Source organism: Commensalibacter communis, assembly GCF_947179105.1.
Lineage (GTDB): Bacteria > Pseudomonadota > Alphaproteobacteria > Acetobacterales > Acetobacteraceae > Commensalibacter > Commensalibacter communis.
Map to the genome: position 1 here is coordinate 611928 of NZ_CAMXCK010000001.1, position 11996 is coordinate 623923.

Below are 11996 nucleotides of genomic sequence, written 5' to 3' on the forward strand. Positions count from 1 at the left end.
GATTAACTGAAATGACAAATGCCGAGCATAAGAAATCAGGTTCTGATGAAGCAGGACAAACCGTTCATACAATGACTGGTGCTGAAGTTCTTCTCCAAGTGCTCGCAGATCTGGGTGTTGAGGTTATTTTTGGGTATCCAGGTGGCGCCGTCTTACCGATTTACGATGCTATTTTTCAACAAGACAAAATTCGTCACATCTTAACCCGCCATGAACAAGCAGCCGTTCATGCTGCCGAAGCCTATGCGCGTTCAACAGGCAAAATTGGGGTAGCTTTGGTAACCAGTGGTCCAGGAGCAACCAATACAGTCACGGGATTGGTCGATGCTTTGATGGATTCTATTCCTATTGTTTGTATTTCTGGACAAGTATTCAGCAGTTTGATCGGAAATGATGCATTCCAAGAAGCAGACACGGTGGGAATTACGCGTGCAGCAACCAAATTTAACTATTTGGTTAAAGACAAAGAAAAATTGGCGGACAAAATCAGAGAAGCGTTTTATATTGCAGGATCTGGAAGACCAGGCCCAGTTTTGGTTGATATTCCAAAAGACTTACAGCTTGCACAAGTACCATATGTAAAAAAGGAAATTAAATCCCATCCTTCTTATAAACCCGTAACGGAACCTCATTACCAAGCAATCAAAGATGCTGTAACAGCAATGAAGAAAGCGAAACGTCCTATCTTTTATACAGGTGGGGGGATTATCAATGCTGGACCTCATGCTTCGGAAGGGCTGAGAAAACTTGTAAAATTGTCTGGTTTTCCATGTACATCAACATTGATGGGGCTTGGGGCATATCCTGCATCAGACAAGCAGTTTTTGGGCATGTTAGGAATGCATGGAACGTACGAGGCAAATTTAGCAACTCATGGATGTGATGTGTTAATCGCTTTGGGTGCAAGATTTGACGATCGTGTTACGGGTAGTGTTAAAGATTTCTCACCAAATGCCTTGAAGATTCATGCTGATATCGATCCTTCTCAGATTAATAAAATTGTTTTGGTTGATATTCCTGTTATTGGTGATGTGGCTCGAATTATTGAGTTAATGATTCAAGAATGGGAAGCACAATCTGATAACTCGGTCGATCAGGAAGCATTAAAAAATTGGTGGGAGCAAATTGAGAAATGGCGTGCCGTTGATTGTTTGAAATATCAACAAGATACTAAAGCTGGTGAAGTGATTAAACCACAACATGCTATTCGTCGCTTAAGTGAGTTGGTAAAAGAAAAAGGCAAAGAAGCCTATGTTTCAACAGAAGTTGGTCAACATCAAATGTGGACAGCACAATATTTTCCTTTTGAATCGCCTAATCATTTTATGACCTCAGGTGGGCTTGGAACGATGGGGTATGGATTGCCTGCAGCCGTAGGGATTCAGGTTGCACATCCTGATGCTTTGGTTATTGATATTGCGGGTGAAGCATCAACCATGATGAATATTCAAGAGCTTGCAACAATCAAACAATATCGTTTGCCAGTTAAAATATTTATTTTGAACAACCGATATATGGGAATGGTTCGCCAATGGCAAGAATTAATCCATGGTGGACGTTATTCAGAAAGCTATAGTGAAAGCTTGCCAGATTTTGTTAAATTAGCCGAGAGTTTTGGTCTCAAAGGAATGCGCGCGCGAACCATTGATGAGCTGGATACAATGATTAATGCGATGCTTGATGAGCCTGGCCCAGTTGTCATGGAAATCCAAGTGGAAAGAGAAGAAAACTGTTTCCCAATGATCCCAGCAGGCGCGCCTCATAATCAAATCTTGTTGGGGCCTGTCAAAGAAAAAACCAAAACTGCATCATAAGCGTTGTTGTGTAAACTCAGACATCAGGAATAAAGCAATGGATTATATTGATAAAAAAACATTACAACGTAGCGCACAACAAGAAAAAGATGAGTTTATTAAAGCGATCTTTTCATTGATTGTTGAAAATGAAAGTGGTGTTTTATCAAGAGTTATTGGATTATTCGCAGGGCGTGGTTATAATATCGAAAGCCTAACCGTTGCCCCTGTGGACGATCATGGGCGTAAATCCAGAATTAATATTTTAACTTCTGGAACGCCAATGGTTATTAATCAAATCAAAGAACAATTAAATAAACAAATTCCTGTTTATCAAGTTGTGAATTTATGTCAGCAAGGTCCTTATGTGGCAAGAGAGCTGGCTTTGATTAAAGTAGTTTCTAAAGGTTCTGAACGAGCAGAGGCATTGAACTTGGCTGATGCTTTTAGAGCACAAGTTGTTGATGCAAGTGTGGATTCTTTAGTTTTTGAATTGACTGGTAAAACAGAAAAGATTGATGCTTTTGTGGATTTATTACGTCCTTTGGGTCTGGTAGAGTTATCTCGGACTGGGATAGCAGCCATTGGACGTGGCTGTCAGACAATTTAATTTTGTTGATTTAATACAAGGAAAATAAAAATGCGTGTTTATTATGATCGCGACGCTGATGTAAATTTGATTAAAGGTAAAAAAGTTGCGGTTCTAGGGTATGGCAGCCAAGGGCATGCTCATGCAAATAATATGAAAGATAGTGGCGTCAAAGAAGTTGCTATTGGTCTTCGTCCAGGCTCTGCAAGTGCTAAAAAAGCCGAAGCAGCTGGTTTAAAAGTCATGAGTGTTGCAGAAGCATCTGCTTGGGCTGATGTTGTGATGATTTTAACACCAGATGAATCACAAGCTGAAACATATAAAAACGAAGTTGTTCCTAACTTAAAACAAGGTGTAGCAATTGCTTTTGCTCATGGTTTAAACGTGCATTTCAAATTAATCGAACCACGTGCTGATCTTGACGTATTTATGATTGCACCAAAAGGCCCTGGCCATACAGTGCGTTCTGAATATCAACGTGGCGGTGGGGTTCCTTGTTTGGTGGCTGTGCATCAAAACCCATCTGGTAATGCGTTGGAAATCGCATTATCATATGCTTCTGCAATTGGTGGTGGTCGTGCTGGTGTGATTGAAACAACCTTCCGTGAAGAATGTGAAACTGATTTATTTGGTGAACAAGCTGTTCTTTGTGGTGGTGTTGTTGATCTTATCCGCAATGGTTTCGAAACTTTGGTTGAAGCCGGTTATGCTCCAGAAATGGCATATTTTGAATGTTTGCACGAAATGAAATTAATTGTAGATTTGATCTATGAAGGTGGTTTCGAAAACATGAACTATTCAATTTCGAATACCGCTGAATATGGTGAATATGTTTCTGGTCCACGTGTTATTACCAGTGAATCTCGTCAAGCAATGCGTGATATTTTGAAAGATATTCAAGATGGTACATTCGTGAATAAATTCATGACCGATAATAAAGTAGGTCAAGTTAGCCTTAAAGCACGTCGTAACTTGTTAAATGAACATCAAATCGAAAAAACAGGCTCTAAGTTACGCGATATGATGCCATGGATTGCTAAAAACCGTTTGGTTGATAAAAGCAAAAACTAATTTTTGATTAGTATTTAAAAGAAAAAGCTCTATATTTTGAATATAGAGCTTTTTTTTGTTTGCAATTTGAATTTAAATAGGTATGTGGCAAAACAGTAAGAATAGAGGAAGAAAATGAGTCAAATATATTCAGATATTGATCTATGTGAAGCTTTATCAGAAATATTTGTTGATAATGAAGTGAGTTATTACAGTATTGCTTATGTTGCAAAGCATTTTCCAATTGAATATGTGGAAACGGTTTATTTTGAATGGGTAGCGCCCATATGTTATTCAAATCTTCAAACCCCTGTTCCTCCTATATGGACTGGATTTGATAGAGAGTCGTTATGGAAAAACATACAAGAATACAGGACTAAAAACAGTCAATTAGGACGTTTTAGAATGTTTTTCCACAAAATTTTTCTTAGAAATTTAAGAAATGAATATATTACACAATCTGGATGGGTTGAGCTTAAACAACATTTAGAAATAATGAAAAAACAAGATGGTGGGTCTACTTAGATTCAATCTGCGCTAACCATTTCACAAAAGTAGCTTTTCCAGCCCGTGTTATAAGTTGACCATAGTTTTTTGCATCAATTCTTAATTGGTATAGGTCAATTTTTGCTGTGATTAATTCATGATTGTGCCCAACCAACCATTGTTCAATTTTTTTGGTATTAACTTCCATATGAAATTGTAGTGCCAATACATGATCTTTATAAGAAAAGGCTTGGTTAGGACATAAAGTGCTAGAGGCGAGGGGTTGGCAGTTTGCAGGAATATCAAATTGATCCCCATGCCAATGGAGTATTGGTATATTTTCGAGGCTAATAAGTGGATTATTTATTACTTCTTTGTTAATCGTTAATGTTGAAAAACCAATTTCTTTATATTGCATCGGATAGACTTTGGCGCCTAATAAACGTGCGATTAATTGAGCACCTAGGCAAATCCCGAGTATTGGTTTTTCTGTTTCAAGATAGTTCTGTATGAAAGAAAGCTCTTGAACAATAAAAGGATAAAGTTCTTCGTCAAATGCACCAATTGGTCCACCTAGAATAATTAATAGATCATATTCTGCTATATTTAATTGGTTAAAGTCTGCTATTGGGGCTTCTACATATTGAATTTGAAAGTCGATGTCAATCAATTCATCTTCAAATATGCCTAAATCCTCAAAAAGAAGGTGACGAATGACAAGTAATTTTTTCATTGTCTGTCCTTACCAAACAATTGTTGAGCCAAGCTGTTTTTGCAACTCTTTTGTTTTTTCTAAAACGTCATGAATTACAGGATTACTTTTATCTTTATCAAATAATTTAAAGATTTTACGTATAATATCAACAGCAGTATAACCACGATTATGTTCAAACAAACTTTTTGCACGCCCATACATTCCTTGAGCAACGATTTCACGAACTTTCATATCTTCATCATTTTGGTAAAAGGTCGTTAAGAGGTCATAGGTTTGTTTAATATCACTTCCCTTTTTTAATTGGATCAAAAGGTTTGCCTTTTTTATAATTGCTAATGCACCATTGTAACGAATAGAGGATAAGTTTTTATGATGTGCCATTGATATTAGGCTGGTATATGATGAAAGCGCATCATCATATAAATGCATTTTGACTTGAAGTTCAGCCAAAGCCATATAAGCTTCGCTGACTTTATAGTATAGACGTTCATTATGAGTATTTTGAAAAATTTGAACGGCTTGAGATAACAATTTCAAGGCTTCGGCATTGTTATCTAATTGTACTAATATAGCGCTGCTTTCAATATATGCAGAGAGCAGAACATCGTTAATCGTATTGTGACTATCATCATAATGATAGGATTGTATAATTTGTTGATATACGATCAGTGCTTGTTTATACTGCTTTAGAGTATTTAAAATCTGCGCTTTGGTGAGCAAAGATTTAGCAACGACATCTTTTATTTTGGTGGCATCAATATCAGCAAAAGATTCATAAACTTGATTACATAGATTTAAAGCCTCTGTATATTTTTTTTGTTGTTGAAATATTTGTGCTTTTCCAAGCAACGCTGTTACTTTATAACGCTGATATTCGCCCTCTTTATGCTTATCAATAGCGGATAATAATTCGTCATAAGTGGTTAATGCTGCTTCTTGAGGATTATCACCAAACAATTTTTTCTGATCTTCTGGGATTGTTTTAACTCTATGAAGAATTTCTGCACGATATAAAAGATTGTGAGCAAGGAACTCTTTGATTGTAGGCGAGGCATCTTTACTAAAAATTTTAATAAATAGATTGCTGTTGTAAAGAGCAGGCCCCCATTCTCTATTATTCAAACGGTTAACAGTACGTGCCATCAAAGATTTTGCCGTGACTAATCTGATTTCTGGATCTTGTTCGTTAATAAATTGTTCAATGATAGCAGAATGGATGTTCAGGGCAGTGTCTTTTTTTCCCCAATGATTTAATATCTCTGTTTCTTGATACATGGCTTGGGCAACCATACGTTTAATTTTAATATTATCACTTCTTCCATAAACTGATACAAGATGCGACAAGGCAAGCATTGCAGGTTCATATTCTTTTTGTTCTAATAAAAGATTACCTTGCCTGAAGAGAGCCAGGGCAACATCATCCTTTAATTTCTGATTTTTGCTATCTAGAAATAAATTGCTTAATCGTTCTAATGTAAGAATAGCATCGTCAGTATTTTTAACCTCAACCAAAATTTCAGCTTTTTTAAGTAGTGCTTCAGCGACGATTTCTTGAACGGTACTATTTCTTTTGTGAGCGTAAAATTCACTTAAAAAGCTAAAATCACCCATGGCCTGCAGCTTTTTACCTTTTTTGAGGTTTAGATAACCTGACTGTAAAGCTGTATAAGCACCATGTTCCAACCGTGACTGATGTTTATAATATAAAACAACACCAATAGTCAGAGCAAATAAAAGGGTGAAAATAGCTATTTTTTTATACATCGCAAGAATATATCCTTTATTCTTATCTTTGACTATATTGATCTTTGAAAATATTATTCTTTTTATGAAATGAATTTTTTTGAAATTCCATACCTAAAATACGTATTTGATCCATAGAAAATATTTGATTGTCTCCTGGCACAATAATTCTAATCCATCTTGCTTTTATTCCCAAAGGATGCAGCCATTTATAATAAGAACCATCGACACCACCAAATAAGTCATTATTTGTTTTTCGGTGTCTGACGGTCCATATTTCATGATCTTCGGAGCTTTCGATAGTAAAGTGCTTCATGTTACTGGTATGAGGATCTATACTGTTAAACAAATAAATATTGATAATAATATGGTTCTCTTGAAGATCGATCTCCCACCATGGATTGCTTTCTTGTTGGGTAACACTTTGTGCAACGCCTTTCAGTTGCCCATTGGCAAGAATGTAAGCGGATTCTTCTGTTGTTTTATTTTTGAATGCTATGGAACTTTGTCGACAGGGTTTAAGACTTGAAAGCAGTGACAGTTCTGATGAAAATGAAGGAAATATTGAATTTTTCCACATTTTTTTCTTGTTTTTTTGCCAATATTTATTTGGATTGTATAATTGTAATATGGGCGAGTGTTTATTTTGTTCTACACATTTATCATCATCATTTCGTGAAGCTATAAAAGGCTCAGAATTGTCTTGGAAATGATGATCTGTCGGTAATACCGGAAAATTCTTAATATCCTTTTGTATGGAGTTGATATCGCAAAGGTGAGCTATATAAGCTGTTTTAATAATTTCGTCTTGTGTAGTAGAATTCATCAATTGCAATGCGTGTTCGGGGAAAATTTTATAATATTGTTTCATATCTTGACGTAGAACATTACAAGAGGAAAGCATTAACTGATTATCATCAATATGATGGTCAAATCTATTACTTAAATGATTAAATATAAATTGATATGGACATGATTGGCTCTTTACCATCAGTTTAGTATATATAAAGGGATAATCAATAGGCGTATTTTGCTCAAAGAAGGTTGAATTGTTTGTAAATGTATCAGCTTCTTTATTGTTATAAAGAACCATATTAAAATATATTGCATTTACATTTGTAAAGCTGTTGATGAAATTAGATAAAGATTGGTTTTCATTAATGTAAATAAAATCAACATTTTCTAATTGAATATACCATTTTGTTTCATGTAAATAATTGCGAATAAAATGAAAATATAATTGCGTCTTAGATTTTGAAAAACGATAATGTAGAAAAGTAATAAATGGCTTTTGCCCAAAAGTAAAAGCCATAATTTTTCTATACAAATCTGTAGGATCACTGTCTGTGCAATACATATAGATATGATCGATGCCTAACATTTGATGATAGGCAAGCCATTCAATAATATTCAAATTTTCGATAGAGGCAGAAGTAACAATGCTGATATTATATTTAGAACTAGGCCATTGTCCTTGATTATGTAATATCCCCAAAGGTGCATAAGGATAGAGCATTAATTCATGGTCGTAGATCAAATGTGTATAAGAAGTATTGGATATCGTCATTTCAATATTAATTTTGTACTATGTTGCCAAAAATTTGGATTTGATCCAAACCGATTTGTTTATTATTGCCTGGAATTACCAGTTTTATAAAACGTGCAGAAATGCCTTTCTCTGAAGTCCAAACATATGGAGTCCCATCCATACCACCAAATAATGCTGGGCTTATTTTTCTTGCTATACATTGCCAGATTTTCCCATTCGTAGAGGCAAAGATTTCGAATAAACAGTTTGCTTGAACATTTTGATCTAAACGATTAAAAATTTGAATTTCATGGATAAAGGTAATTTCTTCTAAGTCAATTTGCCACCAAGGGTTATCTTCTATTTTAGTTAAATTTTGAGCGGTTCCTAATAATAAATCATTGACCAGTTTGGTTGCATCTTCTGCAACAGAACATTCATGTGCGGTAGAGCTTTGTATAGCAGGCTTGTTTGTGGATAATAAATGCCAGAAATTGACAGGAAACACACTATGATTCCATGCTGTAATAATATGATTAATCCATAATTCATAAAGAAAGCTATCTTCAATCAAATTGAATTGATCAAAATAATCGATGGTATCCTTTAACGGATTAGGAATAGAAAAAGTTTGGCCACCATAATAAGTAAAGCGTTCGTTATTATGTTGATTTTCTATAAAAACGATAGAGGGGAGACCAAAATGAGCAATATAAGCAGTGTCTAATATACTTGAATGTTGGTTTTTTTGTTTAAGGTAATTATCAGCATCTAACGGATAATCCGTGAAATATTCAGACAAATCATCCCCTAAAACATTTATTGAATTTAACTCTGGATCTAAGTAATCATAACGATGTTGAAAGTCAGTAGAAAACTGGTAAAATAGTTTGCTATAAGGTACGCTTTGGGCTTGTATCATGACTCTGGTAAGGGAGGATACGTTGCTTGATCGAAATGTATAGTTTAATAAGATGTCTCCTTCAGGTGCTGATTCAAAATGGCTATGTCCATAGTGACAAATATTGAAATATACAGCATCAATTTCTTGAAGATCTGGCAGTAAAAAATCTTGAATAGTGGCAGCATTTTTAAGGCATAGAAACTCATCAATATTTAACCACAAGATCCATTTTGTTTCATGACTGTGATTACGATAAAAATGGCAAAAAGCTTGATGTGCATTGCCAGGGTCAGCGTAATGGTAATATGTGATTAAAGATGATCCTGAATTTAAAAAAGGTATTAATTGTTGATAAAAATATGCTGGATCATCATGATAAGAGTAAATGTAGAAATGTGAAAAACCTATACGTTGGTGATAGATAATCCATTCTATGATTCTTTCACTAGGATCATTTGTATATAAAAACAAGGAATGTTGATACTCAGGTTCTGGCCATTCACCAGAATTACGAAAGACCCCAACAGGAATATGGGAGTACAATAGCAATTCTCTTTCTTTGATAATGTGGCGAATATCGACCATAATAAATCATCCTGATAATTAAATTCTAATGAAATGATCTTTTATTTTAATCTTTTAATTGGATATCTTTGGATCGGCAAGGACATTTTATCTTTATTCGATACTAGCAAAAATTTACTTCGTTTGTTGCTGCTATCATAATATAATTTTGAGGAAATTATACATAAATCATGTTGAAAGGTATGCGTCATGCAAAAGAGAACTTTGGGCAAAACCAATATAGAAATTGTTCCTCTTGTTTTTGGGGGGAATGTTTTTGGTTGGACGTTGGATGCAAAAGAGAGTTTTGAGATTTTAGATGCGATTGTTGATTTGGGGTTAAACGCCATTGATACAGCCGATGTATATTCTCGTTGGGCACCTGGAAACCAAGGAGGAGAGTCAGAAACTATCATCGGGAAGTGGTTAAAAGCCAACCCACATAAACGAGATAAAATCTCGATTTTTACCAAAGTTGGTTCTGATATGGGGGGCGATCATAAAGGGCTGTCGAAACGTTGGATTATGCGTTCTGTAGAGGATTCTTTAAAGCGGCTGCACATTGAGGTGATTGATTTATATCAATCACACTGGCCAGATCCAGAAACATCATATGAAGAAACTTTGTCCGCTTATGAGCAATTGTTGAAAGAAGGAAAAATAAAAGCGATTGGTACTTCTAATTATACTGCCCAACAATTATCAGATTCTTTGAGGGTTGCTAAAGAACGTAGCTTGCCAGCATATCAAACATTACAACCAGAATATAATTTGTATGATCGTGAACAATTTAATCCAGAGTTAAGAAAATTAGTTGTTGACGAAGAAATTGGTGTTATTACTTATTATAGTTTGGCATCAGGCTTTTTATCAGGCAAATATCGTCGTATAGAGGATTTGAATCAAGGGCCTCGTGGTGAAAAAGTTGCTGGATACATGAATGACCGTGGTGTGCATATGTTGGGTCTTTTGGATCAGATTTCTAACAAACATCAAGCAACATGTGCAGAAATTTCATTGGCGTGGTTAATAGCGCAAAAAGAGGTGACTGCTCCGATTGCAAGTGCAACGACTATTTCACAATTACAGAGTTTAGTGAAATCTTTAACCATTCAACTGGATCAAGAGGATCTGGAATTATTAAATAAAGCCTAACTCATATTGAGTTTGTGATGATGATTAATTCGTCAATCATCATCATAATTAGAATAATATTGAACAGAATTGCTATGATATTTAAACTTTATTTTTGGCCAGAATAACAATCATTGCAATGATACAAGCTGCGCCAAACCAATCGACCCAAGAGAATTTTACGTTCAAGAAAAGAACAGATGAAAAAGCCGCAGCCAGAGGTTCAATGGTTGCCAAAATACTTCCCTTTGAGCTGCCGAGGATTTTTACACCAATCAAATAAAGTAAAAAAGCCAACATTCCTGTGGCAAAGATAATGAAAATGATGCTCAAAATTGCTGTAAAGTCTAAGATACCTGAAAATTGCCAGAAAGGGTGGAAGAAGTTTAAGATAATCCCACCAATGAACATTCCCCAACCTGCGATGGTGGTGGTGTTGTATTTTTTTAATAATGGAATAGGTAGGAGCGTATAGGTAACAGATCCGATCACACAAATTGATCCATAAACAATGGCTTTTGCTGGCAGTGTTATTTTGTCAATTGATCCATCTGTGACAAGACAAAAGGCACCAGTAATTGCCAGAATAATTGCAATTATCACATAAATTGATGGCCTTTTTCTTAAATAAATTGCCAAAATAATTGCAATAATCACTGGATATAAATATTGTAAGATGGTAGCTGTCGCCGCATTTGAATATTTAATCGTTAAAAAATAAAAAAGCTGAGATGTCATCATCCCAACAACTGAAAAGATAATAAGTAACATTAGTTCTTGAGGATTTTTTAACGGATTAAAGATCGCGCTTTTATGTTTTCGATAGCATAGAGACAGCAGTAATAATCCAGGAAGCCATAACCGAATACCAATAATCCACGCTGCATCAATATGTTTATATTGCATAATATATTGACCAACAACGCCACCAAACCCCCAAATACATCCAGCAGCAATGATATAAATCATACCTGCACGTTCGCTGGTCAAATTGATCGTTTTAATAGTGGAAAGGGTTTGTTTAATACTAGAAAGAGGCATTGGGATAAAGCTTAAAAAAATATGAAGTGAATAATCTATTTTCTATATTTATTTTATTTCAAAAAATAAAATTTTTTATTTGTGATTAATGTTTTTGCTTGAGCTTATGATGAATAGTGGTTATATAAACACACTACGTTTACGGGTTGGGCTGAAAATACAGGGCATGCCCTTCTGGTGACGTCTCCCATGATGGGATGTGAAACTTTGTATTCAAAGGAGATTGAAATGCCCAAGATGAAGACCAAATCATCGGTCAAAAAACGTTTTAAAATTACCGCTACAGGTAAAGTCCTTGCTGGACCTGGTAATAAACGCCACGGTTTGATTAACCGTTCACAAAAAGCAAAACGTACCAATCGCGGTTCTCAGGTATTAGAACCACAAGATGGTCGTACGGTTAAACAATGGGCTCCATACGGCCTATCACGTTAAGGAATTTTTGAACT

The 11996-nt window shown here is 35.2% G+C and carries 11 protein-coding genes; 6 read left to right on the top strand and 5 right to left on the bottom strand.

The window, feature by feature from the left end:
* Positions 1-11: 11 nt before the first annotated feature.
* The 4 genes from ilvB (at position 12) to PQG52_RS02875 (ending at position 3957) form a co-directional block, all read left to right on the top strand.
* Positions 12-1814, top strand: a complete 1803-nt coding sequence (ilvB, locus tag PQG52_RS02860) for a biosynthetic-type acetolactate synthase large subunit (RefSeq protein WP_271827806.1) — start codon at positions 12-14, stop codon at positions 1812-1814.
* Between the two features lie 37 nt (positions 1815-1851).
* Positions 1852-2403 (top strand): acetolactate synthase small subunit, encoded by a 552-nt coding sequence (gene ilvN, locus PQG52_RS02865; protein ID WP_271788957.1) that lies wholly within the window; start codon positions 1852-1854, stop codon positions 2401-2403.
* Positions 2404-2433: 30 nt separating this feature from the next.
* The gene (gene ilvC / locus PQG52_RS02870) at positions 2434-3453 is read left to right on the top strand and encodes a ketol-acid reductoisomerase (protein ID WP_271827807.1); all 1020 of its coding nucleotides are present in this window, start codon (positions 2434-2436) and stop codon (positions 3451-3453) included.
* A gap of 114 nt (positions 3454-3567) precedes the next feature.
* The gene (locus PQG52_RS02875) at positions 3568-3957 is read left to right on the top strand and encodes a DUF7079 family protein (RefSeq protein WP_271827808.1); all 390 of its coding nucleotides are present in this window, start codon (positions 3568-3570) and stop codon (positions 3955-3957) included.
* Here the strand turns inward: PQG52_RS02875 and PQG52_RS02880 are convergent.
* Genes PQG52_RS02880 through PQG52_RS02895 form a run of 4 tightly spaced genes read right to left on the bottom strand, consistent with a single transcriptional unit; the run spans position 3950 to position 9393 of the window.
* Entirely contained in the window at positions 3950-4651 is a 702-nt protein-coding gene (locus PQG52_RS02880) for a glutamine amidotransferase (protein ID WP_271827810.1), read from the bottom strand. The genes PQG52_RS02875 and PQG52_RS02880 overlap by 8 nt on opposite strands.
* 9 nt (positions 4652-4660) lie before the next feature.
* Entirely contained in the window at positions 4661-6397 is a 1737-nt protein-coding gene (locus PQG52_RS02885; protein ID WP_271827811.1) for a tetratricopeptide repeat protein, read from the bottom strand.
* Between the two features lie 22 nt (positions 6398-6419).
* A complete protein-coding gene (locus PQG52_RS02890; RefSeq protein ID WP_271827813.1) occupies positions 6420-7943 on the bottom strand; it encodes a discoidin domain-containing protein in 1524 nt (507 codons plus the stop codon).
* 7 nt (positions 7944-7950) lie between these two features.
* Positions 7951-9393 (bottom strand): discoidin domain-containing protein, encoded by a 1443-nt coding sequence (locus PQG52_RS02895; RefSeq protein WP_271827814.1) that lies wholly within the window; start codon positions 9391-9393, stop codon positions 7951-7953.
* 189 nt (positions 9394-9582) lie between these two features.
* On the opposite strand from PQG52_RS02895, the gene PQG52_RS02900 reads away from it, so the two are divergent.
* Positions 9583-10527 (top strand): aldo/keto reductase, encoded by a 945-nt coding sequence (locus PQG52_RS02900; protein ID WP_271827815.1) that lies wholly within the window; start codon positions 9583-9585, stop codon positions 10525-10527.
* Positions 10528-10608: 81 nt separating this feature from the next.
* Here the strand turns inward: PQG52_RS02900 and PQG52_RS02905 are convergent, their stop codons facing one another.
* Complete coding sequence (locus PQG52_RS02905) at positions 10609-11547, bottom strand: DMT family transporter (protein WP_271827817.1); 939 nt, start codon at positions 11545-11547, stop codon at positions 10609-10611.
* A gap of 228 nt (positions 11548-11775) precedes the next feature.
* Here PQG52_RS02905 and rpmI point away from each other — a divergent pair, with 228 nt between their 5' ends.
* Entirely contained in the window at positions 11776-11982 is a 207-nt protein-coding gene (gene rpmI / locus PQG52_RS02910; RefSeq protein ID WP_271788948.1) for a 50S ribosomal protein L35, read from the top strand.
* Positions 11983-11996 lie beyond the last annotated feature (14 nt).

Bases quoted from the DNA above. Each gene is read 5' to 3' on its own strand.
- PQG52_RS02875 (WP_271827808.1), top strand. From the start codon at position 3,568: ATGAGTCAAATATATTCAGATATTGATCTATGTGAAGCTTTATCAGAA.
- rpmI (WP_271788948.1), top strand. From the start codon at position 11,776: ATGCCCAAGATGAAGACCAAATCATCGGTCAAAAAACGTTTTAAAATT.
- PQG52_RS02905 (WP_271827817.1), bottom strand. From the start codon at position 11,547: ATGCCTCTTTCTAGTATTAAACAAACCCTTTCCACTATTAAAACGATC.
- PQG52_RS02900 (WP_271827815.1), top strand. From the start codon at position 9,583: ATGCAAAAGAGAACTTTGGGCAAAACCAATATAGAAATTGTTCCTCTT.
- PQG52_RS02880 (WP_271827810.1), bottom strand. From the start codon at position 4,651: ATGAAAAAATTACTTGTCATTCGTCACCTTCTTTTTGAGGATTTAGGC.
- ilvN (WP_271788957.1), top strand. From the start codon at position 1,852: ATGGATTATATTGATAAAAAAACATTACAACGTAGCGCACAACAAGAA.
- ilvC (WP_271827807.1), top strand. From the start codon at position 2,434: ATGCGTGTTTATTATGATCGCGACGCTGATGTAAATTTGATTAAAGGT.
- PQG52_RS02895 (WP_271827814.1), bottom strand. From the start codon at position 9,393: ATGGTCGATATTCGCCACATTATCAAAGAAAGAGAATTGCTATTGTAC.
- PQG52_RS02890 (WP_271827813.1), bottom strand. From the start codon at position 7,943: ATGACGATATCCAATACTTCTTATACACATTTGATCTACGACCATGAA.
- PQG52_RS02885 (WP_271827811.1), bottom strand. From the start codon at position 6,397: ATGTATAAAAAAATAGCTATTTTCACCCTTTTATTTGCTCTGACTATT.
- ilvB (WP_271827806.1), top strand. From the start codon at position 12: ATGACAAATGCCGAGCATAAGAAATCAGGTTCTGATGAAGCAGGACAA.